We start from the raw sequence: 23,620 nt of genomic DNA, 5'->3' as shown, positions 1-23,620 counted from the left end.
GCGATGGTCCTGCATTCTGTGCAGGGCTATCGGCCTGCTGGTCGATAGAGATTCGACACCAGTGAAAACAGTCGCTCCCCCTGCCTTGAAGTCAACAGATGCATCAGCCCCGAGTTGCCATTTATGCCGGAAGTTTCGACCCGTTGACGCTCGGTCATGAGGACATTGTGCGTCGCGGTGCCCGGCTCTTTGATCAACTCGTGGTTGGCATCGGAATCAATCCCGACAAACAGCCGCTGTTTTCGTCCGATGAACGCGAGGCGATTCTCAGGGAAGTCCTGTCGGACCTGCCGAACATCAAAGTGGTCAGTTTTTCCGAGCTGACCGTCGATTTCGCCCGATCGCAGGGAGCCAGCGTGATGATTCGAGGGGTTCGGACCGTTTCGGATATCGAATCGGAATTCACCATGGCTCTGGCCAATCACATGATGGCTCCGGATCTGGAAACCGTCTTTCTAATGGCAGCGGAACGCTTCTCCCACATCTCCAGCACACTGATCAAGCAGATCGCCGTTATGGGGGCAGATGCAGCCCGCATCCAGCTTGCCAAGTTCGTCCCGGAATGCGTGGTCGAACCGCTGCTGCAGAAGGTCCGCGCCAAGTTGCAGAGTTAAGTGAATGCCAGTGGTTGCCGATTTCGGTCAGGCGCCCTCCTTTCGCTCCTCAGCCCGCGAGGCAACTTGCAAAGACGAAACTTCCTTACCGCTGCTGCAGGTATTCTTCCAGCCGCTCAGCTTTTCGCAGCAGGTACGGGATGTGGCGGTTATTGGCCTCAACAAACTGGGCCAAAAGTCGCAGATGTTCTTTGAACTCTTCCGTGAACTTGAGATTCTCCTGATCGCGCCATGTTGCGCTCAGGGTTTCCAGTTGCGACACCAGCATGGAAGCCTGATCGGAAAGTGTGCTGTTGAACTGCTTGAGCTTCATGCCGAACGCCCGCAGCTCTTCCGGATTCGCAATTGCCTGAGCCATGTGAACAGTCCTCTCGTGTCTGGTGAACTTGGCCCGATCTTCGATTCGTGTGGACTTCAACAATGACTGCAGTCTGCCGCCAGGCGAAGATTCTCCAGCACCCGGCAACACTCCCCTGAGGCAGGGGCTAAGAATGCAGCTGGTCGACCGTTTCCACAGGGACTTTTGTCTCCCGACCTGCGTCGTATTCTATCAGGTCCAGTTCCCCCAGCATGAGTCTGGTCATCTCGGCAGCCCCTTTTTCAGAAAGGGAGTCTCCGCCCGCTGTGACCCAGCTCGACTCTGCATGCTGTTCCCAATGCGACCAGTGATCAGCCAGCAACAGAGAGGATTCGATGGTACACGCGCGAATCGCTTCCAGCCGGATCAGCTGATCTGCGGAAACAGGGGCTCTGTTCCCGGGAAAGAGGGGTGGCAGATTGACGAGAACACGCGCCTTCAGTGAACGGAGCTTCTCCATCAGCTGCATCAGCCGACGCTCGTATGCGAGTGAAGACTCTCCGGTCGCCTGCAGTTCATGAAGCCCGAATGTCAAAATGACAATGTCGGGGTGAAACCTCGCCACGCGCTCTTCGAACTCGCTTGTGAGGAGCTGAATGTCGAACTGAGAGCATTCAGTTGAGATATAGGCGTCACGCGTGCGGTGGAATCGATCCCGCAGGACTCGAACGGAGGAGGAGACCAGGCCGGCACCGGTCACCTGATCTTGTCCGGCTTTCGAAAGCGAGTCCCCCGTAAAGAGCCATGTCAGTCGGGACTTCCGGAGGACATCATCGGCGAATGGTTCAAATGAGACAGCGGCCGGGCTGACCCCCTCGTTCTGACAAGCTGGATTGCAATGTACGGGCGAAGCCTGGTTCGCAGCGGTGTCGGAGTCCACTTCACGCAGGAGCATCAGCGTCATCTTGCGGCGCCGGGCTGCCCCGTGGTCCGGACGTATGGAAAAATCATTCACGGGAGTATCTCGACCGCATTTCAAAGGTCAGCGAGTCTCGGAACTGGTTCATCGCCACTCAATTAGTCCCTTTTGGGCGCCTTTCGTCAAGGAAGGCTCTCCAGAAGAGGACTGATCTTCCCCCGGAGAGCCTTCACATGAGAATTCAATAAACTGAGTCTGCGCTGAGACTTGTCCGCTGTCACGCTCCTTTCACGGGGAGCGAGACTTTTTGAGCACGATTCGATTTCGGAAGTTGCAGCGTCAGGACTCCCTGTTTGACTTCCGCTTCGATTCGATCGCGGTCGATGTCTTCCGAGAGACGGAATTCCCGTTCATAAATTCTGGGGCCGGCCAGGCCAGCCAGACACCGGGCCGAGTCAGGACCGCTGAAATCGGCGGTTCCGGTAATCTTCAGCTCGTTCCGCTCCAGAGAGACAGTGACGGTCGAATGGTCGACCCCCGGCATCTCGACGGACATCACAAAGCCCCCTTCATGCTCAAAGAGGTCAACGGCAGGCTGCAGCCTGATGGCGGTTTTGGGAGTCGCGGGAGTTTTTTCAGCGGTATTGGTCTGAGTGGTTGGAGTGTTCATGGGGATTCGCCTTGATGTCAATGTGTGAGAAATTGAGAGTTCGAAAGGTCCAGTTGAACGGATGACTATTCGCCAGGTTTGATTTCCAGCTGGCGGGGAAGTTCCCGTTCGGGACGTTGTACGACGATCTTCAGGACACCGCGGGAATACGTGGTCTCGATCTGCTCGGGGTCCGCTTGAAAGGGGAGCCTCATTTGCAGTTCTCCGGCGAGTGCCTGACGTTCATTGAGGTGGATTTCAGTCCCCTCCTTGCTGGTGGACTCGACCGGCTTCACCGCGACTTTCACAATGTCCTTCTCCAGAGAGACGTCGAGGTCTTCCAGAGCATGGCCCGGCAGGTCGACTTCGAAGATCACAAAGTCTTCGCCGGCCCAGACCCGGTGATTTTCCCGTCGCATGACGTGAGCGTCAGAGCTCATGCAATAACGTCCCAATTCCTGCATCAGCAGAGAATTGAAGTGCGAAAACGGTGAAGCGGACATCAGTCCCTGGACTCGATTGGCAGCTCTCATCTTCCGTCTCCTTGTGCTAAAAATGCCAAAATGGCTTTGTTGTGATGGTTGAGGTCTTTGGCTGCTGGATGGATATGCACGACTCGTGCCAGAATTTGAATGTTGTGTCGTCGTGTTGTAATTTGTTGGTTTTGAATGTGTTGAGAAATTATTTTGGAGTCTGATGACTTTCGCGTGTTTGCAAGAGGTGTCAAATTGACAGTTCTTGTTAGGTTTCTTTTGTGTTTGTTTTGGCAGTGTGAATTTGGGTGTTTCGGGCGAAAAGTTCCCAAGTTGCTGTCCAGAAGGGGGTCAGGAGTGCACTTCATCGAATCTCCTTCAATGTGAGGGTCGGACTCAGAATTACGGCCGGAATTCGGTCGATGAAAACACCAATGCATGGACGCACCCTTCCTTCAGTCATGTCAGCGCGGTAAATGACCGCTCGATTCGCTGGTTCTCACGACCTGGGGCAACGACGCCGGCGCCGATTGGCGCAGGAAGCCCAAGGTGTCACTCTGAATTCCAAACCGTCCCGAGCCAGCTCACCGGCTGCAGGGGGCGATGGAAGTACTGTTGCCGCGACAGCTGCGGTTCCGGGGTCCCACATGCCCCGCGAAACTATGATTCCGGGAAACTGGAAGATCATCATTTCCCTGGGGGTGCTGGGGTTTCTGGCCTGGGCAGCGATTGTCTGGCTCAGTCTGGCATCCTGGTCGCATGACATGGGGATCGCCGAACTCGTCGACCTGGGACAGGGAGCTGTTCCCCGCTATTTCAGCACCGTCGCACTGCTCCTGATCGCGCAGTTGAATCTGCTGATCTACTGGCATCGCTCGTGCAGCCGCAAAGATTTCCTGGGTCGCTACCGCATCTGGGGTTGGGCGGGGCTGTTCTGGTGCGTCGTCTGCCTGGCCAATGCGACTCAGCTGCACATTCCCGTGCTGGACTATCTGAATTCGCACGTCCAGATCAACTGCTGGCGCGGTCACAACCTGTTCTGGTTCCTCCCGTTGTCGATTGGAATGCTGTCGCTGTATCGGCTGGTGGGACGCGACATCAGTGGGTCGAAGCCGAGCACCATTGCGTGGAACATTGCTTTTGGACTTTCCCTTCTGGTGGGCAGCCTGCATTTTGGGGCAGATCTTCTGCTGCCTTCGGAAGCGCGTATCGGTGTGACGGTCGCAGTGACGATGCTCTGGCAGTGCACGCTGGCATTTTTCTGCCTGATTCATGCCCGGTATGTCACGCATGTGACCAACGAAGTGAGCGGCAAACGGCAAAGCCTGCGATCGCGAGTTTCGCGACGCATGACCCAGCGAATCACGCTTCTGGGGGAACGTATCCTGCAGGCGGGCCAGCCGCTTCGGAAAATCTCCTGGAAGCGAGTCCGTGCGGAAAAGGTGGCTGTGGAGAAAGTCAGCAAGAAAAAGCCGAAGGCCGATAAGCCCGCCGCTGTCGAGAAGAATGTCGAAAAGCCGGTCGAAACACAGGCTGTCGCCAAGCCCGTCGATAAACGTGCTTCCGCAAAATCGACTGCAAAACCTGCCGAAGAGTCGAATTCCACTCCGAAGATCTCCTGGGGACAGCGGCTGCAGCAGTCGATCCTGAGTCGATGGAAGCGGCGTGTGGATCCCGCCCAGCCTGCTGAGGCTGTCGTTGCTCCACCTCATGTTCCGGTTGCGAAACCGAAGCCGGAACGCAATGCGGTGGTGACGAAAACGATCGAACCTGCCGCCACTCCGGTCCAGCCGCAAAGTAAACCGGCTCCCGCGCCTGTTCCGTCTTCGAAACCCGCTCAGTCGCAATCGTCCTGGCAGCAGGAAGAGGACGACGACGATTACGACTCGGGCGACAACGACTCCGGCATGAGCAGTCGGGAACGCAAGCGTCTCAAGAAGTTGCAGCGTCAACAAAACCGCTCGTGAAGTGTGGTCCGCCGGCTGCCAACCAGTCGAAATCTCGGCGGACCATTCCCCAAAACGTTACTTTGCCAGCTCAGCGCTTCCGGCCTTCGATCACGCTGACGCCCGAATCTGTCGGGACAATCTTCACCAGATCGAAACCGGCCTGATCGAACAGGCTTCGGTATTCCGCTTCGGTCCGTTCTTTTCCACCCGGGATAATCAGCATCACCAGGTCCAGCAACTTTCCGGGAAACGGGTCGTTGCCGGGAGGAATGACACTTTCAACGACGAGCAGCTTGCTGTCCGCGGACATCGCCCGATGGCAGTTTCTCAGGATCGCGAGGCATTTCTCTTCGTCCCAGTCGTGAATGATGTGACGCATAATATACGCGTCCGCCCCCGTGGGGACCGATTCGAAGAAGCTGCCGGTGGTCAGTGTGCATCGATCCTGCAGTCCGGCGGCGTGGATCTTTTCACGCGCCCGTTCGATGACGTGCGGCAGGTCGAAGAGGATCCCCTTCAGGTGCGGGTAGCGCTGGAGGATTGCGGTCAGCTGCGAGCCGTTTCCGCCCCCGATGTCGGCGACGACCGACAATCCGGAGAGATCGTATGAGTCCAATATCGCGCTTGCTTCACGACCGTGAATTCCGACCATGGCCGCGTCGAAGATCTGGGCTTTATCGGGATGTTCTCCGAGATAGTCAAAGATCGGCTTCCCGAAGACTTTGTCGAAGGCAGTCTCACCGGTGCGGATGCTGTGGTCAATCTCTCCCCAGGCTCGGAACTGTTCATCGCCGGACATGAGCGCGAGAGCCCGTTTGGACCCGGGGACATCACTCTGCAGCGGCTCGGCCAGCGGGGTCAGCGAAAAGCGGCCGTCTTCTCCTTCGCTGAAAATTCCGAAGCTCGCCAGTGCCCGCAGCAACCGGTACAGCGACGGAGCATGCGTGGAAGAGAGCTCTGCCAGTTCCGCCACCGACCGGGGACCGGCTTTCAGGTGGTCGGCAATCTGGAATTTTGAAGCAGCGTAAATGGCCTGTGAAACCCAGTAACCGGTGATCATCTGATCGAGCTGATTCGGAATTGACACTTCGCTCATCTCGGCACCCCCGCTTCAAGTGACCTCTGGAAATGAAATCATGCAGCCCGGTTGGACTGCATGATGATACTTCACAAAGGACTTGGCCGCGATTACGGGAACAGGAAGATGAGTCCTGTGTAGACCCCACCGGCGGCGGCTGCCGCTTTCAGGTTGATGGGGACCTGATAAATCAGCTCGGGAGCAGGATCCCCAGGACGGTAGTAGCCGAGTGTATAGATGTCTCTCCAGACCGGATCGATGGCGATCTGGTAGGGAAGGCCGATTCCCTGAACGGCAAACTTGCCGACGGAGACGAACGGCTGAATTCCGCACGGATACTGCTGACCATAACGTTCCAGGGCGACGTCTTCGAAGTACAGCGGCTTATGCTGCAGGTCTGTCGGAACCCACTGATAATCGATCATGGCGAACTGCCGGTCGGTTGATCCACCCTTGGGAAGGGGCAGGAATTCCGGGCAGCGGGTGCGATCCTCATCGGGAATGTTGCTCGGTTGCGGGCAGACATACTCGTAAGGACGCTTCCCGGTCGGGGAATAGTCGTAGTAGGGCTCAATCTGGGAGATCGGCCGGAAGACCGTATCTTCCATTCCCGGAATGGTAAAGTTGGACAATCCCGAGCCGGGAACCTGACCGGTTTCGGCAATCGGCTCCGGCGGCATCAGGCTCGAAGGCCGGGTCGGTTCGACCTGTGCAATGGCCTGAGAACCGGAATCGAGGAAGTCCGGCAGCGAAATCGGCGGTGACTGACCTTCCGGCTGGGAATCGGCCGCTGTTTCGAAGTAGGGAGTCGGGACAGATTTGACGATGGAAGGACGCGCAGGCCGGGTTTCCGGGAGCGAAATCTTCCCTCGACCGAATTCGGAAAGCGGAAGGTCCAATGGCGCCGGACTCGGAGTCGTTGACGTCGTCGAAGTTGTTTCTTCCTTGGCTGCCTCCGCTTCAGCGATCCGTGAAGGCATCTCCCGGGGAGATTCGGACAGGTACTGCTCTCGACTCTCCTGGAACCGCTGGGTCGCGGATCGTTCTCTCAATCTGTCGAGAGGAGATGTTTTCGCTGGAACGGGATCGGCAGCCAGCAGGCTGGATGTCAGCATTGCAGAGCACGCCGCCACTGCTCCCCAGCTCCGAAGTCCGGAGAGCAGTGTGAATCCGGCAGATTCCGCAGGTTCAGTGACCGTCAACCGGAGCGTACTCGGTTGTGTAGTTCGGCGCTTCTTGAGTGATGGCAATATCATGCGGATGGTTCTCCCTCACCGTTGCCGCGGACACTCGTAAAAACTGAGCGCGAGTGCGTAGCTCTTCGATCTTGCGCACCCCCAGATACCCCATCCCGGCACGCAGCCCCCCCACGAGTTGATAGAGCAAAGTGTTCAAATGCCCCTTGTACGGGACACGACCTTCCACTCCCTCTGGAACTAGTTTCGGCGTTCCACGCCCGTCATCTTCAGTCTGGGTTTGCCGATAGCGCTCGCTACTTCCTTTCACCATCGCCCCCAGAGACCCCATTCCGCGATATCTCTTGAAGCGTCGACCCTGATATAGAATGGTCTCTCCAGGGCTTTCATCCAGACCGGCGAGCAGTCCGCCCAGCATCACACTATGTCCTCCAGCTGCAAGGGCTTTTGTCATGTCTCCGCTGTAGCGAATCCCCCCGTCCGCGATCAGTGGAACCCCCGAACTTCCGACCGCTTTGGCAGCACTGGAGATGGCCGTCAGCTGCGGAACGCCGACTCCGGAAATAATTCGGGTCGTGCAGATTGATCCGGGACCGATTCCAACCTTCACAGCGTCAGCACCGGCATCGATCAGAGCTTTCGCGCCCTGGGTTGTGGCGATATTTCCAGCGATGACATCGATGGTCCACTGGCTTTTGAGCTTTTGCACTGTTTCGATGACGTTTTTGGAGTGCCCGTGAGCACTGTCGACCGTCAGGAAGTCGACGCCGGCCTTGATCAGGCGCTCGGCCCGCTCATAGTCGTGAACGCCGATTGCAGCTCCGACCCGCAGTCGTCCTTTCAGGTCTTTGTTCGCCCGGGGGAAACGGAGATTCTTGTCGATGTCCTTAATCGTGATCAGACCGCGAAGCTGAAAGCGGTCGTCGACAAGCAGCAGCTTTTCGATTTTATTTTCGCGAAGAATGCGTTCGGCGGTTTTCAGGTCGGTGTCGCCGGGAGCGGTGACAAGTTTCTCCCGGGTCATGACGTCCTGCACCTGAGTCTGATCGGAATCGAGGAACCGCAGGTCCCGGCGGGTCAGGATCCCGACCAGTTTCCCGTCTTCGTTCACGATCGGGACACCGCCGATGTTGCGGGTGTCCATGATGTCGGTTGCCTCGCGGACCGTGGCGGTGGGAGGGAGCGTCAGCGGATCGACGATCACGCCGTTTTCGCTGCGCTTCACGCGATCCACTTCCATCGCCTGCTGCTCGATGGACATGTTCTTGTGGATGATCCCCACTCCCCCTTCCTGGGCCATCCCGATCGCCATGTCGCTTTCGGTCACGGTGTCCATGGGGCTGGAGACGATCGGAATGTTGATCGAAATGTTCCGGGTCAGTTTGGAAGTAACATCCACTTCCCCGGGCATGACATCGCTGTAATCAGGCACGAGCAAAACGTCGTCGAATGTGAGTCCGGTTTCGAGGATACGGTCGTGCATGGAAGACTCCTTTTAAAAATCTTTGGATGTCAGATCATCGAGGAATGAAGTTCACCACGGAGGCACCGAGGCACGGAGAAAAAATACGGACTGAAGGTCTCTGTATGACGGTCTTGCAATAGCGAGCAAGACTTCAAGATTTCAGCTCGTGAATGTTCTCTCTGTGTCTCCGTGCCTCCGTGGTGCTATCAGTCTCTTCAATGTTCTGAAATCACAATAACTCGCTTGGTTGACTGATTGCTTTTGATTGAATGGCTGCTTGGACTGCTTCGGAAAGTTTCAGGTGTGTTTCGACGTCGAGTTCCTCGGCGCGGGCGGATTCTCCCAGTCCGACCTGAGCGATGACAGCATCCACATCAGGCTTGGACAACTGATCGCCGTACATGGTGTGCAGAACGCTGCGAAGCAGTTTGCGGCGGTAGTTGAAGACGCGGCGAATGTAATCGTGGAAGAACGCACGGTCATGAATGCGGGCTGCAGCCTGTTCATCGGGGGTGAGTTTGACCACCGCTGAATCGACTTTGGGGCGGGGCCAGAACACCGTCGGCCCCAGTTTTTTGAGCAGTTCGATCCGGCACTGCGACTGCAGCCAGACGGAAAGTGCTCCGTAATCCTCGCTCCCCTGCAGGGCCTGCATCCGCAAGCCGAGTTCATACTGAATCGTGACGACCATCCGGATCCAGGGGAGCTCGGTCGCAATCAGATTGGAAATGATTGGAGTGGCGACGCTGTAGGGGAGGTTGGCCACCAGTTTCAAGCGTCGTGCGGGATTGACCGCCAGTTGCTTCTCAATCTCTTCCAGAACGTTTTCCGCCAGATGATTCTTGTTCTTCAGTGCATCCTGATTCAGCAGGGTGACGTTGCTGTAGCGGGCGGTTGCTTCACTCGCGAGCTTGAACATGTTGCGGTCAAGCTCGACAGAAATGACATGGCCCGCCTCCTTGGCCATGAAGGTGGTCATCCCACCAGTTCCGGGGCCCACCTCGAGCACGACGTCATCAAACGTCAGTTCCGCTTCCCGGACGACGAACTCGATGATGTTCAGGTCGATCAGGAAGTTCTGTCCGAGCTGATGGCGCGGATGGATCCCATGCCGCTCGAAGAGCCGCATGAGGTGTGTTCTGGTCTGGCGTTCGCTTTGCTCCGTCATGACCTGCCCAGCATCTTCTCCATGTACTTCCCAATCACATCCGTCTCGATGTTCACGAGGTCGCCCCGTTGACGTTTCCCGAGTGTGGTCACCTGCAGCGTGTGCGGAATGAGGGCGACACTGAAGCGGTCGTTCTCGACATTCACCAGAGTGAGCGAAACGCCATCGACAGTGATCGAGCCTTTGGACACCATCTGCCTGGTCAGGCGTTCGGGGACGCGGAACCACATGCTGGTCCACTCCCCGTCCTGATCGATGATTTCGACATACCCGACGTCGTCGACGTGTCCCTGAACGAAGTGTCCTCCCAGCCGATCACTGGGGCGGACGGCCCGTTCCAGATTGACGGGAGATCCCGGCTGCAGCAGTCTCAGGTTGGTTTTCGAGCAGGTTTCCTGTCCGGCCTGAAACGTCCACTGCCGCCCCTGGATTCTGACGATCGTCAGGCAGCATCCGTTCAGGGCAACGCTGTCTCCCAGCCGCGCGGTCTCCTGCTCCGGAAGAGATTCCGGAATTTCCAGCGTCAAGTCGATCGCTGGGCCGTTGGGCTCGACAGCGATGATATTTCCAATGCCTTCAATAAGTCCGGTAAACATTTCGACTGATGTGCTTTCAGCGAGACGCTGTCAGCATCCAAAACCTTGGGACCGAATCTCCATCCCTGCCGGGACGATCGTTCCTATCAATGCATTCAGCCCGAAGCACCACTCACGTATCGCGAGAAGTGCTTCGGGCTGAGATCGCTGGACCTAACGTTTCCATCGAACGATTATGACAATCCGGTTCGCGATTGTCCATGATGCGGGATTTTGGAGTCCAGAGTCGAGAGTCCAGTGTCCAGAGCTGATTGCTGGATGCTGAACTTGAGGGGGTTTTGGGGTATCGTGTCGGGTCCATCGATGACCGTTGAAATCGCTCGTGTCTGGTCTGAGGAGCCGTTTGTGTTTGACGTGGCTTTTGTCACCTATCAGGACTCACCCGACATCGCCAGTGATGATCGTCTGGTTGCGGACGTTTTGCGGAATCGTGGGGTCGGCGTCGTCGCTGCTGCCTGGGATGACCCTGCTGTCGACTGGTCGCGGTTCTCCCGGGTCGTCATCCGCTCTCCTTGGAATTATCACTTTCACGCAGACCGATATTCCGCGTGGTTGCGACATTGCGACGAGACGGGGGTTCCGCTGTGGAATCCGCCGCGGGTGGTCCTGTCGAACATCAACAAAACGTATCTGCTGGATCTGGCGCAGCAGGGGGTGGAGATCGCTCCGCTGGAACTGGTCCCTGCAGGGAGTCGGAAGCGGTTGTCGTCGATTCTGGAAGAACGTGGCTGGGATGAAGTGGTCGTGAAGCCGGTTGTCTCGGCGGGAGCCCATCAGACATGGCGTACCTCTTCCGCAAAGGCGAAGCGGGATGAGCTTCGATTTCAGGATCAGTGCCGACAGGAAGCAACGCTTGTTCAGCCTTTCCTGGACGAGATCCTTTCGCAGGGCGAATGGTCGTTCCTCTTCTTTGGAGGTGAGTTCAGCCATGCCGTCATCAAGCGTCCGGCAGCAGGGGATTTTCGCGTCCAGCATCAGCACGGAGGGGAATATGAATTAATGACTCCGTCCGCTGACCTGATTCAACAGGCAAAAGCGATCGTCTCGAAAGTGGATGGCGCGCTTCTGTACGCCCGCGTGGATGGCGTTGTCCGTGACGGTCGGTTCCTGTTGATTGAACTGGAAATCAATGAACCGTTCCTGTTTCTCGGTGCGTCGAAGGATGCTCCAGAGAAGTTTGCGGACGCAATCATGCAGTCCGTTTAGCCACACACTTCTAGTGAGTGGGGAAACGTTTTCTTCCTCTCGATGTGAATTATCCGGGACCGTATTCGTGACGCACGCCGATGCATGAGGGGCTGTTGAGTTCGAATTCCCGGCAGGCGCTGGGGCGAATGTCGTAATGACGGCAGCGGAGCGTTTCCTCATCGAACCACAGGCAGGGGCGATCGGTGATCACCTGAAAGCGGACTTCCCATGTCGGCAGGAATTCATCGATCAGATCCTGTGGAACTCCACGCTCGCGGGGTTCGTTCACCGTGTGGTCGATCCGGAAGGGAGGAGCGCTGATCGTGCGGCAGCATGCTCCGCAGCCCTCGCAACTTTCGAGCATTGGCAATGGGGCGTTCATCATGTTCGCACTGTGTGGATGGAGGACACAAGTTCGCTGTGGGGAGACTGCTAGAGCGGTTTTGCAAATAATCTATTACGTTCCGCAGGCGATCATATGGACTTTCATGCGGTGAAAACCCTGAATCGCCTGCACATGATAGACCAAACTGGTCTAGAGCGAGCCTCACGGCATTGTGGCGTTCGGGGGCTATTCCGCTTTCAACGGGAAGACCGGTAAGCCTTTGGCGTCGGCGAACTTCTTTGTCAGGACGGTAATGGACTTGGTGGCCTCATCCACGGAGATCACCATCTCCTTCCCATCTTCCTGGTAAGCGTTCACGATTTCGAACAGGGCCCGCTGCATCGGGACCTTTCCGAGGTTAAACGTCTGCGGCATGTTCTTGGTGTAACCTGCATCCTTGAGTGCATCGCCGTCGACAAACAGCTTGACCTGGATTTCTCCACACAGATACGTGAGTGCCTGTTCCAGTGGGGTGCGGTTGAACTCCGCGTCGACAGGCAACTTCATCCGTTCGGCAACCGTTTCGGGCAAGGTCGGTTTGTTCTGTGAACTGCTTGCCACAGTCGCTTGTGCAAAGTTGGTTCGAGTCGCTTCATCGATGGCAAACATCGTTGCGAGGGCCAGATTGGGAGTCGCTTTCGCGGGCAGCACCGTCGTCAGCAGGACGCAGCGATTTTCCCGCTGGCTGACAGTGGCTTCCGTAACAGCCGCCAGCATCGCGGGGAGGCGACCGATCAACTTCCGGAACCGCATTTCACGCGGCTGCATCTTTGCACACAGATCTTTCCAGACCGTTTCGGGAAGCTTGTTCAGTTTGCCTTTCACTTCATTGTCCAGCCTTGCGACTTCCATCGTGTTGACCGGTCGCAACGCGATCTCGGAATGGAAGTAGGGCTCAGGCTGCAGCGACCAGCTGACAGTCTCGATGTTCTCTCCGAGCCATTCGGTGGCGGCGGTGAGGAATGGCTGGGCGGCTGCCGGGACCAGCGTTCCCGAATGAATCTCGAGGTCGTTAACGTCTGCGATCATCGTGCAGAGTCGCTGTCGATCGGTTCGCTTGAGCATTTCCGCCATCCCGACACCGATGTCGGTGTTCGGTGTGTCGATGGAGTATTCCAGGTCTCCCGCCATAGCTGCAGGACAGATTGCGAAGGTCTTTTCGTTCTGAATCAGGTAACCGTGCTGATCGTCCACCTTGATTCTCAGGTCCGGACGCTCCGTGATTTCATACAGGTATTTGCCGGGGAAGCTTTCAATCAGCGTCGATAGTCTCTCGGGCTCGACGAGTCTCACCACGCAGCAGTACTGCGGAGGAGTCCCGCGGGCTCCCAGCAGCACGCCGATGGTCAGTTCTTCAATCTGTTCTGGATCGCGTCGACACAGCCCCTTGATCTGGTCCCGCATCCAGCTCATGAGGTCGTCGGTCAGACTCGCGTGAAGAACTTTGTAGTTGTAGCTCTCTGACCAGAGCTGGGCCGGGCGCAGATGGATCAGCAGGTTGACCCCGCTGGGCATCATCAGCATTTCGATTGGCTGACCGGAGGTCGGTTTGAATTCAGCGACCAGTTCCTTGTCACGCTCCAGAAGGGGCTTCGAATAGGGCTGATTTGGGTCGAGTGGCCGTCCCGGAGATTCCGCCTCCGTGCTCTGTGTCAACGTCGCTGCGGATGTCGGTGCCGGCTTTTCCTGAGTCAGGAAAAACGCGGCCATCCCGATTCCTGCCAGACCAAGGACAGCAAACAGGCCAATCTGGAATGCTTTTCCGCTCTTCTTCTTTTTCAGTGGACTGAGAATTTCTTCGTCAGCGTCGACGGGGACAATCGGACCGGCTGCCGGGATGGAGCTTGGGAAAGGAGTTGGGGAGGCGTTTGATTGAGGGGGTTCCGACCCGACCGGAAATGGGAGCGGCGAAGCCGAGGGGGCCTTGGCTGCGGGAGGACCAGCGAAGATGGCGGGGACATCATCGTCGAAAGGCGAATCCTCAAGTTGAGTGAAGTCCGGAAACGGGTTCGCGCTTCTGGGAGGGACTGTGGCCTTGGGTGTCGGTCGAGACGCGGGTGCGGCAGCAGGAGTCGGTACTGCCTCGGCGGCGGTTGACGTCACCGGTTCGTTGGGGTCGCGCAGCACGAATTTCTTTTTGCAACCTGGACACTTCACATTTTGTCCGAAGAGAGATCGATCTTTGATCTTCAACTTCGTCCCGCAGTGCGGGCAGTGCAATGAAACGATATTCGACATGTCTCTCTACGTGTGCATCAATGACAGTGGCCGGTGACCCCGTTCTCCAGCAGTGTACGCGATTGGGCAGCGTGAGGGAAAACCGGACAGCTCCATCTCGGCGAACCAAAGTGAAATTGCCGGCTCCTGAATCACACGACCCAGATCATGGGGCGACGGGATGAGGAGTGTCAGGTGTCGGTGCAGATTCGGAGTCCGGAAGATGAAGTGCGTGCCAGTCGAGTCTCCCCTGATCCGAGAGAAGTCCGCCAAAGGCGGTTTGAGTGAGCGCGCGGTATTGTTCTTCAAGGCTGACCGTGCGTCCGACAGAGTTTGTGATGAACATGGTGCCGTACAGCAGAGAGCCGATGGTGTCGAGCAGGCATTCCACAGGCAGGTCGCTGCGAAAGACTCCGCTGTGGATCAGTTCTTCGTAGATCCGGCGGAAAAAGGTGCGAATGGTGTCGCGATGTTCAAAATACGTGCTCCGCTTCCGGTCACGGAAAATCGCCCGTTCCTGGATGGTCAGCTCCACGTACTGCGGATGGTCCTCGAAAAACTGCAGGTAGGCCCGCATCGAACGGGCGATCCGGCACAGCGGAGGGACGTCTTCGGCAGCTGCTTCGAGAACCCGGGACTCCAATTCGCTCATGCCCCAGTCCACACAGGCGAAAAACAGTTCCTGTTTCCCCGGGAAGTAAAGGTAAATCGTCCCCTTTGCGATCCCGGAACTGGCGGCAACCCGCTCCATGTCGCAATCGATATATCCAAGCTCTGCAAAGAGTTGTGCCGCGGTCTCGACAATCGCGCGATGGCGCGCGTGCTTCCGCTGAGAACGAAGATCCACGACTGAAGAAGATTGACTCACTCGAAAGCCTGACGCCGGAAGTCTGAAGTAAGGTATTGTATCAAATCCTGAACCGCGGTGGTTGGAGCCCCGTACGGCTACTCAGGGATGGTGTCTCGATCTCGATCGAGCGTTGATGATTGCACCAATTTTGCCGTCCGCTCTGGCTCGGGACCGGGAGTGAGCGGCCCTCGGTAGACGGTGAATTGAATGTCCTGCTGTGATGTGTAGAATGAACTGACTGACTGGTCAGTCAGTTATGGCCGGAATTGTACGAATTTTCAAGAGTACGGTTGCTCGTACTCTTCGGAGTGGAAGAACTTTTCGCTTCAAACTTCAGGTGTGGGACGCAGCGAATCAGTCGCACACGCTGAATCGGATGGCCGGATGTCAGCCTGCTGGATGCTCGGAGAATGCGTTTCATGACCAAACCTCAAAGTCTGTTCCCCAATCGCTTCCGGGCATCACTGGTCCTCCTCCTTCCGGTCTGTGCGATGGCGGTGATGGCCTCTCTGTCCGGATGTCACGCCAAGTCGTCCGAGGCCAGTCCCGCATCCGGAGCGGCATCAAAGGCACCCAGCCCTCCACCCGCTGTGAGCGTGCAATTCGTTCGACCAACCGTGGAGCCAGTCGCTCCGTTCGAGGAATTCGGCGGACGGACCTCATCCCCCGCGACGGTTGAACTGCGGGCCCGGGTGAGTGGATATCTGACGAAAGTTCACTTTCAGGACGGAGCCGATGTCAAAGCGGGTGACGTCCTGTTCGAAATTGACGATTCCACTTACGCCGCCGTGCTGGAGCAGGCGGAAGCGACCGTGCTGGAACGGGACGCTGAGCTCAAACGGGTGCGGCTGCACTTGGACCGGGCGAAGCGATTGTTGACGTCACAGGCCTCCACCGAACTGGAAGTGGAAAACCTGACGTACGACGTCGCGCGTGCGCTGGCAGGTCGTGTCGCTGCGGAAGCGGTGCGTGATCGGGCCAAGCTCGACGTCGCATTCACACGGGTCACAGCTCCGCTTTCAGGAAAGATCGGTCGGCGACTGGTCGACCCCGGCAACCTCGTTCAGGCGGACCAGACACCACTGGCGGTCGTCGTCTCTCTGGACCCCATGTTTGCTTACTTCGACTATGACGAGCGCAGCGTGCTTGTCATGCGTCGTCTCGTGGAAGAAGGAAAACTGAAAGCAGCCCCCGACAGAGACCTCCCAGTGCACCTTGCGCTCGCAGGGGAAAATGAATACAACCTGACTGGAACGCTCGACTGGGTCGACAATCAGATCGATATGGGGACGGGAACGCTGCGGGCACGGGCGTCTGTGGCCAATCCGACCGGACTGTTGTCTCCCGGGATGTTCGTGCGGCTGCGAGTCCCGCTGGGGCCCGAAGCGGATGCACTGCTGATTCCGGAAGAGGCACTCGGGGCGGATCAGGGGCAGCGATACGTTTATACCATCAACGACAACGATGAAATCGAATATCGCCGCGTGGAAGTCGGCTGGCTCACCGGCGGGAAGCGGGTCATCACCTCCGGTTTAACGGCTAACGACCGGGTGGTTGTCACCGGACTGCAGCGGGTGCGTCCCTCCACCAAAGTCGCTCCGCGTGAATGGTCGGCCGCAAGTCCCGCTGAATAATTTCAACTTCGCGAGATCGCTCCTGTGCGATCGCCAGTCGCGATTCGCCTGCTCGAAGACCAGCAAGTTCCTTCCGAGATCCTGAATCGAGTCCATCCCCTTTGCTCTCGAAGTTCTTCATCGACCGGCCCATTTTTGCCACCGTGATCTCCATTCTGATCACGCTGGCAGGGGGGATCGCGGTCTTCTTCCTGCCGATCGCGCAGTATCCTCCGGTCGCTCCGCCGACAGTTCAGGTCGACTGCAATTATCCCGGGGCAAGTTCCAAAGTCGTCGCGGAGACCGTGGCGGCGACGATCGAACAGCAGGTCAACGGTGTGCAGGACATGCTGTATATGTCTTCACAGTCGACCAGCGACGGTTCATACACGCTGACTGTGACGTTCAAGCCGGGGGTCGATCTGAACCTGGCGCAGGTGATGGTGCAGAACCGTGTCGCGCTGGCGTTGCCGATGCTCCCCGAGGTGGTGCGTCAGACCGGAGTCATGACGAAGAAACGTTCACCGGATATTCTGCTGACGGTCAGTCTCAATTCTCCCGACGGTCGATACGACCAGCTTTATCTGAGCAACTATGCCGTCTTGAGAATCAAAGATGAACTGGCGCGATTGCCGGGGATCTCTGAAGTTCTCGTCTTCGGACAACGCGATTACAGCATGCGCATCTGGGTCGACCCGGAGCGGCTGGCCGCCCGCGGTCTGGCGGTCAGTGACGTGATGGCGGCGATTCGCGAGCAGAACCTGCAACCGGCTCTCGGACAACTGGGTGCACCGCCGACACCGGGTGAGCAACGCAAGCAGATCCCGCTCACCGTGAAGGGGCGTCTTGTCTCGGCGGAAGATTTTGAAGACATCATTCTGCGCACAACTGCCGATGGTCGGATCATCCGCATTGGTGATATCGGAAAAGCGGAACTGAATGCCCGATCACAGGACATCAACAACCGCTTCGATGCCAAGCCGACCGTGGGGCTCGCGATCTTTCAGCTTCCCGGCGCAAATGCTCTCGCCACCGCGGATGCTGTCAAAGAGACGATGGATAAACTGTCGCTGGATTTCCCCGACGGTGTCGTGCATGAGATCGGCTATGACACAACGCCCTTCATCCGGGAATCGATCGAAGAAGTGTTCAAGGCGCTGCGGGATGCCGTGCTGCTTGTCGCACTGGTGGTGCTGATCTTCCTGCAGGGATGGCGCGCCGCTGTGATTCCGCTGCTGGCGGTGCCGGTTGCGATCGTGGGGACATTTGCCGCCATGTATGTGGTCGGCTTCAGTCTGAATAATCTCACGCTGTTCGGACTCGTGCTTGCGATCGGGATCGTGGTCGACGATGCCATCGTGGTGGTCGAGGCGGTGGAGCATCATATTGAAAACGGTCTGTCGCCTCGAAAGGCCGCATTGCAGGCCATGTCCGAGGTCTCCGGTCCGATTATCGCAGTGGGACTTGTGCTGACCGCTGTGTTTGTGCCGTGTATGTTCGTTTCAGGGATCGTCGGTGCATTTTTCAAGCAGTTCGCACTGACCATTGCCGTTTCCACCGTCCTTTCCACCATCAACTCGATGACGCTCAGCCCGGCCCTGGCAGCCATGCTGTTGCGAAAACCGGGGACCCGCAGGGACCCCCTCACCTGGCTGTTCGATACGTTTCTGGGGTGGCTGTTCCGGCTGTTCAACTTCGGGTTCAAGCAGACGACGTCTGCTTATCTGCGCGCAGTCGGCGGACTGTTGCGAGTTCCGATGATTGTGCTGATCGTCTATGTCGGTCTACTGGGGCTGACCGGCTGGGGCTATCAGCAGTTGCCCACCGGCTTCATTCCCTCGCAGGACAAGGGGTACCTGATCGCGAGTGTTCAGCTTCCGGACTCATCAGCGGCGGTTCGGACCCGTGATGTCGTGGCGAAGATCGAAAAGATCGCCATGGAGACGCCGGGGGTCAAGAACGTGAACTCGGTGGCCGGGAACTCCTTCATCCTGAGTGCCTACGGTTCCAACTTCGGATCGATGTTCATCATCCTGAAGAACTTTCACGACCGTCGGTCTCCCGAACTGTATGCCGATGAAATTGCCGCACATCTGCGGGCCAGATACGCCAAGGAAATTCCTGAAGCTCTGATCAGCGTCTTCCCGGCTCCCGCTGTGAACGGGTTAGGGCGGGCCGGCGGATTCAAATTCATGGTCGAAGACCGCGGGGAAGCGGGGCTCAAGGCACTCCAGGATGAGACTGACAATCTGGTCGCCGAAGGGAACAAGGTGCCGGGGCTCGTTGGCCTGACAACCGTCTACAAAGAGAATTCGCCTCAGCTGTTCATCGACATCGATCGGGAACAATGCCTGAAGCAGCAGGTGAATCTCGGTGAGTTGTTCGCCACGCTGCAGGGATTTCTGGGCTCCCGGTATGTGAATGACTTCAACCTGTTCGGACGAACCTGGCAGGTGATCGTGCAGGCGGACTCCCGTTTCAGAAATGAAATTGAAGACGTCCCGCAGCTGAAGGTTCGCAACATTCATGGCGAAATGGTTCCGATCGGCTCACTGGCCACCGTGCGGATGATCGCAGCCCCCCTCGTGCTGACGCGGTACAACATGTATCCCGCTGCAGCGATCAACGGGAACGTCGGAAAGGGATTCAGCAGCGGACAGGCGATCCAGGCACTGGAAGCACTTTCAGACCGGGTGCTTCCTTCGAATATGGCGTACGAGTGGACGGAGCTCACCTTCCTCGAACGGACGACCGCCAACACCGGGATGATCGTCTTTGCAACTTCCGTGGTGTTCGTGTTTCTGGTGCTTGCCGCGCTGTATGAAAACTGGTCCTTGCCGCTGGCGGTGATTCTCGTGGTGCCGATGTGCGTGCTCTGCTCCATTTCTGGAGTCTGGTATGCGAAAATGGACATCAACGTCTTCACGCAGATCGGATTCGTGGTGTTGATCGGGCTGGCCTGTAAGAACGCCATTCTGATTGTGGAGTTCGCGAAGCTGCAGCGGGATTCCGGCATTGATCGCCGCACGGCCACCCTGAAGGCCTGTGAACTTCGTCTGCGGCCGATCATGATGACCTCGTTCGCGTTCATCCTGGGTGTGGTGCCGCTCGTGATTGCGACGGGCGCCGGGGCGGAAATGCGACGCGCACTCGGAACTACGGTGTTCAGCGGAATGCTGGGAGTGACCGCATTCGGAGTGCTTCTGACGCCCGTCTTCTTCTTCGTGATTGACGGCATTTCCCAGCACTCCGTGCTCTCACAGCGGTGGATCCGGGCAGCGGGCGGAGGAGCACTGGATCTCCTGCGCCTGGGCCCAGCCCGACGCATGGGAGGTCAAGGAGTCCGGTGGGTTCAGAGTCTGTTCCGTGAAAGTCCGAAGGCATCCCGTTTCAACAAGATTCCGTCGAAGGATTCTGACAGTTCCGACCCTGCCACAGTCCGAGACCGTCCGAGAGTAAATCACCACACAGGCCAAACGCTGGAAGAAACTCAAATGACGTCCGACCAGAAAACCTGATTGTCCGCGTCAGCAAAGATTGCTCGTCAACAGACATTTCCCCGCAACGAGTCTGCATTACATGTTCTGCCGGTTTTTTATCGATCGCCCGATCTTCGCTTCTGTTCTCTCCATCGTGATCACGCTGGCAGGGATGATCGTGCTGTTCGCGCTGCCGGTGACGCAGTATCCCGACATCACCCCGCCGACGGTGGAAGTCTCCGCGATCTACTCCGGAGCGAATGCACAGGTCGTCGCCGATACTGTTGCCGCACCAATTGAACAGCAGGTGAATGGTGTCGAGGGGATGCTGTACATGTCCTCCCAGTGCACCAATGACGGCATGTACGCTCTCACGGTCGCCTTCCGCCCGGGGACCGATCTGGATCTGGCGCAGGTCCTTGTGCAGAACCGTGTAGCGCTGGCTCAACCGGTGTTGCCGCAGCTCGTGCAGCGGCGGGGCGTGATGGTCAAAAAGAAATCGCCCACAGTGTTGATGATCATCAACCTGTATTCGCCTGATGACTCCCGCGACAACCTGTACCTGAGCAACTATGCCACGATTCAGCTTCGCGATGAACTCTCCCGACTCCCGGGAGTGGGCGACATTTCCTTTCTCGGGCAGCGCGACTACAGCATGCGTGTCTGGCTCGATCCAGACCGTGCCACCGCACGTGGCGTTTCCGCTGAAGATGTGATTCACGCCATCGAACAGCAGAACTCGCAGGTCGCTGCCGGGCAGATCGGCCAGCCGCCGGTGCCGGACGGACAGGTCTTTCAATTCACGATGACCACTCTGGGCCGGCTGGTCACTGACGAACAGTTTGATGACATCATTATCAAGACCGACTCTCAGGGGCGGGCGATCCGGTTAAAGGATGTCGCCCGGTCCGAACTGGGGGCCATTGCCTATGACCAGATTTGTTCTCTCGACGGCAAGCCTTCCGTGGCTCTGTCGATCTATCAGCTCCCGGGTTCGAACGCTCTTGATACCGCTGCTCAGGTGAAAAAGCGGCTGCAGGAAATGCAGAACCGTTTTCCGCAGGGAGTCGCTGCCGGAGTTGTCTATGACACAACTCCCTTTATCGAAGAGTCGGTCGCGGAAGTGTTTCATGCTCTGCGTGACGCGGTGATTCTGGTGGCTGTGGTGGTTCTCGTCTTCCTGCAGGGATGGCGGGCTGCCATCATTCCGCTGGTCGCTGTTCCCGTGGCGGTGGTGGGAACATTCGCAGCCATGGCGGCGTTCGGATTCAGTCTGAACACGCTGACACTCTTCGGACTCGTGCTCGCCATCGGGATCGTGGTGGACGATGCGATCGTGGTGGTGGAGGCGATTGAACATCACATTGAACATGGAATGACGCCGCGGGATGCAGCGATTCAAGCCATGGATGAAGTCTCCGGTCCGGTGATCGCAGTGGCGCTCGTGCTGACCGCGGTGTTCGTTCCCTGTACGTTCGTCACTGGAATCATTGGTGAGTTCTTTCGGCAGTTCGCCGTCACGATTGCAGTTTCGACCGTGATTTCCGCCTTCAACTCGCTCACTCTCAGTCCGGCTCTGGCGGTATTGTTGCTGCAGCCACGTTCGCAGCGCGCCCCGGAACCGCTTCCCCGCGTGGGGATCGCGCTGATCGGTGCATGGGCCTGCTGGCAGTATCTGGGACCAATCGCTGCACACTGGGTTTCAGAACAACCTGCACTGGCTGGGCTGGAATCGTGGACACGACTGGCGACGGCAATTGCCGGTCTGCTCCTCTTTGGAGTCTTGAGCAAACTGCTGAACGCATTGCTGGCCCGGTTCTTCATGGGGTTCAACGTGGCGTTCTGGTGGGTCACGATGGGATATGCGAAGGTCGTGGGAGGAATTCTGCGGGTTTCTGTCATCGGACTCCTGGTGTACGGCGGCATGCTGTACCTGACCCAGAAAGTTTTCGTCGAAACCCCCACCGGGTTCATTCCGGCACAGGACAAAGGGTATCTGCTGGTCAATCTGCGGTTGCCGGATGCCAGCTCGCTGGAGCGGACGGAACAGGTCATTAACCGGATGGAGGCGGTCGCCCGCAAGATCGAGGGCGTTGAACACACTGTGGCCATCACAGGACAGTCGCTGCTGATGCAGGCAAACGCCAGCAACTTCGGCTCGATGTATGTGATGCTGGCTCCGTTTCATGAACGAACCCATCTGGGGCTCAGCAGTGATGTCATTGGAGAGCGGCTGAGCAAAGCCCTGAACGAGCAGGTTGAAGACGGTTTGATTGACGTTGTGGGTGCTCCTCCGATCGACGGGCTGGGAACGGCCGGGGGCTTCCGCATCATGCTGGAGGATCGAGGCGATAACGGATCGATGGCGCTGCAGGAAACAAGCCAGCAGATCATCGATGAAGCTGAAGCGACCGGAATTTTCCGCGGCCTGTTCACCAGCTTCCGGGCGAACGCGACGTGGTTGTCTGTCGAACTCGATCGCGAGGCAGCCCGCAAACTGGGGGTGCCGCTTTCCGAGATCTTCGAAGCACTGCAGGTCAACTTCGGCTCGCTGTACGTCAACGACTTCAACCGCTTTGGACGAACCTGGCAGGTAAATATTCAGGCCGATTCTCAATATCGAATGCGGCAGGAAGACCTGAAGCGACTGCGGGTCCACAGTGCCAGCGGACAGATGGTTCCGCTGGCGTCGGTGGCGTCCTTGAAAGAGGTACGGGGTCCCGTGCTCATCACCCGTTACAACCTTTATCCGACCGCCGCCATCAACGCGGACGTCATTCCGGGGGTCAGCTCCGGGCAGGGACTCGAAACACTGGAGCGGATCGCCCACAATGCACTGCTCCCATCCATGCAGGTGGAGTGGACTGAACTGGCGCTGCTGCAGCAGCTCGCGGGGAACACGGCCTTCATCGCGTTCATTCTGGCAGTGGTACTGGTGTTTCTGGTGCTGGCGGCACAGTATGAAAGCTGGTCCCTGCCGCTCGCGGTGATTCTCGTGGTGCCGATGTGTCTGCTCTGCTCCATCGTGGGGGTCCGCATGGCGTCGATGGACGTGAACATCTTCACCCAGATCGGCTTCGTGGTGCTGGTGGGACTGGCCTGCAAGAACGCCATTCTGATCGTCGAATTCGCCCGCGCGCGCCGCATTGCCGGAGCTTCGCTGAGAGAAGCGACTCTGGAAGCGTGCCGGCTGCGTCTGCGTCCCATCATTATGACGTCACTGGCGTTCATCTTCGGCGTGATTCCCCTGGTGATCGGGGAAGGGGCCGGTGCCGAAATGCGGCGAACGCTTGGAACAGCTGTGTTTTCCGGGATGGTCGGGGTGACGATCTTCGGCATCTTCATGACGCCCCTGTTCTTCTATGTGATTCAGGGAGTGACCGAATGGGGCTTCCCCGAGAAGCCGCGCGAAGAGGACGACGCGCCCGCTGAATCGGCGCCGGCCCTCGCACACAATGAAACGACATAACGATGTCGAAGCGG

General features: G+C 57.7%; 18 protein-coding genes. 6 read left to right on the top strand and 12 right to left on the bottom strand.

Translation table 11 applies throughout. The features are described from left to right. Window positions 1–98: 98 nt before the first annotated feature. Window positions 99–614 (top strand): pantetheine-phosphate adenylyltransferase, encoded by a 516-nt coding sequence (coaD, locus tag SH661x_RS18265; RefSeq protein WP_437224488.1) that lies wholly within the window; start codon window positions 99–101, stop codon window positions 612–614. Between the two features lie 85 nt (window positions 615–699). On the opposite strand, the gene SH661x_RS18260 is transcribed toward coaD, so the two are convergent. From SH661x_RS18260 to SH661x_RS18245, 4 genes are all read right to left on the bottom strand, one after another. Further along, complete coding sequence (locus SH661x_RS18260; RefSeq protein ID WP_437224486.1) at window positions 700–972, bottom strand: WXG100 family type VII secretion target; 273 nt, start codon at window positions 970–972, stop codon at window positions 700–702. A gap of 127 nt (window positions 973–1,099) precedes the next feature. Beyond that, window positions 1,100–1,927 (bottom strand): SGNH/GDSL hydrolase family protein, encoded by an 828-nt coding sequence (locus SH661x_RS18255; RefSeq protein WP_437224484.1) that lies wholly within the window; start codon window positions 1,925–1,927, stop codon window positions 1,100–1,102. Between the two features lie 181 nt (window positions 1,928–2,108). After that, a complete protein-coding gene (locus tag SH661x_RS18250; RefSeq protein ID WP_437224482.1) occupies window positions 2,109–2,501 on the bottom strand; it encodes an Hsp20/alpha crystallin family protein in 393 nt (130 codons plus the stop codon). A 65-nt stretch (window positions 2,502–2,566) separates the two neighbouring features. After that, on the bottom strand, window positions 2,567–3,013 hold the full coding sequence (locus SH661x_RS18245; protein WP_437224480.1) for an Hsp20/alpha crystallin family protein: 447 nt from the start codon (window positions 3,011–3,013) through the stop codon (window positions 2,567–2,569). 587 nt (window positions 3,014–3,600) lie between these two features. Here SH661x_RS18245 and SH661x_RS18240 point away from each other — a divergent pair. Beyond that, window positions 3,601–4,920, top strand: coding sequence for a hypothetical protein (locus SH661x_RS18240; RefSeq protein ID WP_437224478.1), 1,320 nt, complete (start codon window positions 3,601–3,603; stop codon window positions 4,918–4,920). Between the two features lie 70 nt (window positions 4,921–4,990). On the opposite strand, the gene SH661x_RS18235 is transcribed toward SH661x_RS18240, so the two are convergent. From SH661x_RS18235 to SH661x_RS18215, 5 genes are all read right to left on the bottom strand, one after another. Next, window positions 4,991–5,998 carry a methyltransferase gene (locus SH661x_RS18235; protein ID WP_437224476.1) on the bottom strand — a complete coding sequence of 336 codons (1,008 nt, stop codon included), beginning with the start codon at window positions 5,996–5,998 and terminating at the stop codon, window positions 4,991–4,993. Window positions 5,999–6,090: 92 nt separating this feature from the next. Next, on the bottom strand, window positions 6,091–7,095 hold the full coding sequence (locus SH661x_RS18230; RefSeq protein ID WP_437224474.1) for a hypothetical protein: 1,005 nt from the start codon (window positions 7,093–7,095) through the stop codon (window positions 6,091–6,093). Between the two features lie 73 nt (window positions 7,096–7,168). Then, window positions 7,169–8,659 carry an IMP dehydrogenase gene (guaB, locus tag SH661x_RS18225; protein ID WP_437224471.1) on the bottom strand — a complete coding sequence of 497 codons (1,491 nt, stop codon included), beginning with the start codon at window positions 8,657–8,659 and terminating at the stop codon, window positions 7,169–7,171. A 211-nt stretch (window positions 8,660–8,870) separates the two neighbouring features. Then, entirely contained in the window at window positions 8,871–9,809 is a 939-nt protein-coding gene (gene rsmA, locus SH661x_RS18220; RefSeq protein ID WP_437224469.1) for a 16S rRNA (adenine(1518)-N(6)/adenine(1519)-N(6))-dimethyltransferase RsmA, read from the bottom strand. After that, window positions 9,806–10,405 (bottom strand): riboflavin synthase, encoded by a 600-nt coding sequence (locus tag SH661x_RS18215; protein WP_437224467.1) that lies wholly within the window; start codon window positions 10,403–10,405, stop codon window positions 9,806–9,808. The genes rsmA and SH661x_RS18215 overlap by 4 nt, the downstream gene beginning before the upstream one ends. A gap of 303 nt (window positions 10,406–10,708) precedes the next feature. Here SH661x_RS18215 and SH661x_RS18210 point away from each other — a divergent pair, with 303 nt between their 5' ends. Beyond that, window positions 10,709–11,611 (top strand): ATP-grasp domain-containing protein, encoded by a 903-nt coding sequence (locus SH661x_RS18210; protein ID WP_437224464.1) that lies wholly within the window; start codon window positions 10,709–10,711, stop codon window positions 11,609–11,611. A gap of 49 nt (window positions 11,612–11,660) precedes the next feature. On the opposite strand, the gene SH661x_RS18205 is transcribed toward SH661x_RS18210, so the two are convergent. The 3 genes from SH661x_RS18205 to SH661x_RS18195 form a co-directional block, all read right to left on the bottom strand. After that, complete coding sequence (locus SH661x_RS18205; RefSeq protein WP_437224462.1) at window positions 11,661–11,978, bottom strand: YkgJ family cysteine cluster protein; 318 nt, start codon at window positions 11,976–11,978, stop codon at window positions 11,661–11,663. 186 nt (window positions 11,979–12,164) lie between these two features. After that, the gene (locus tag SH661x_RS18200) at window positions 12,165–14,105 is read right to left on the bottom strand and encodes a hypothetical protein (RefSeq protein WP_437224459.1); all 1,941 of its coding nucleotides are present in this window, start codon (window positions 14,103–14,105) and stop codon (window positions 12,165–12,167) included. Window positions 14,106–14,361: 256 nt separating this feature from the next. After that, window positions 14,362–15,042, bottom strand: coding sequence for a TetR/AcrR family transcriptional regulator (locus SH661x_RS18195; RefSeq protein ID WP_437224457.1), 681 nt, complete (start codon window positions 15,040–15,042; stop codon window positions 14,362–14,364). Window positions 15,043–15,464: 422 nt separating this feature from the next. Between SH661x_RS18195 and SH661x_RS18190 the strand changes: the two genes are divergently transcribed. From SH661x_RS18190 to SH661x_RS18180, 3 genes are all read left to right on the top strand, one after another. Beyond that, entirely contained in the window at window positions 15,465–16,679 is a 1,215-nt protein-coding gene (locus tag SH661x_RS18190; protein ID WP_437224454.1) for an efflux RND transporter periplasmic adaptor subunit, read from the top strand. A 101-nt stretch (window positions 16,680–16,780) separates the two neighbouring features. Next, window positions 16,781–20,176, top strand: a complete 3,396-nt coding sequence (locus SH661x_RS18185) for an efflux RND transporter permease subunit (protein WP_437224451.1) — start codon at window positions 16,781–16,783, stop codon at window positions 20,174–20,176. A 61-nt stretch (window positions 20,177–20,237) separates the two neighbouring features. Beyond that, window positions 20,238–23,606, top strand: a complete 3,369-nt coding sequence (locus SH661x_RS18180) for an efflux RND transporter permease subunit (RefSeq protein WP_437224448.1) — start codon at window positions 20,238–20,240, stop codon at window positions 23,604–23,606. Window positions 23,607–23,620 lie beyond the last annotated feature (14 nt).

Source organism: Planctomicrobium stercoris (genome assembly GCF_051465655.1).
Lineage (GTDB): Bacteria > Planctomycetota > Planctomycetia > Planctomycetales > Planctomycetaceae > Planctomicrobium.
Note: the sequence above shows the minus strand (reverse complement) of the source record. Positions and strands in the feature narration are given on the sequence as shown.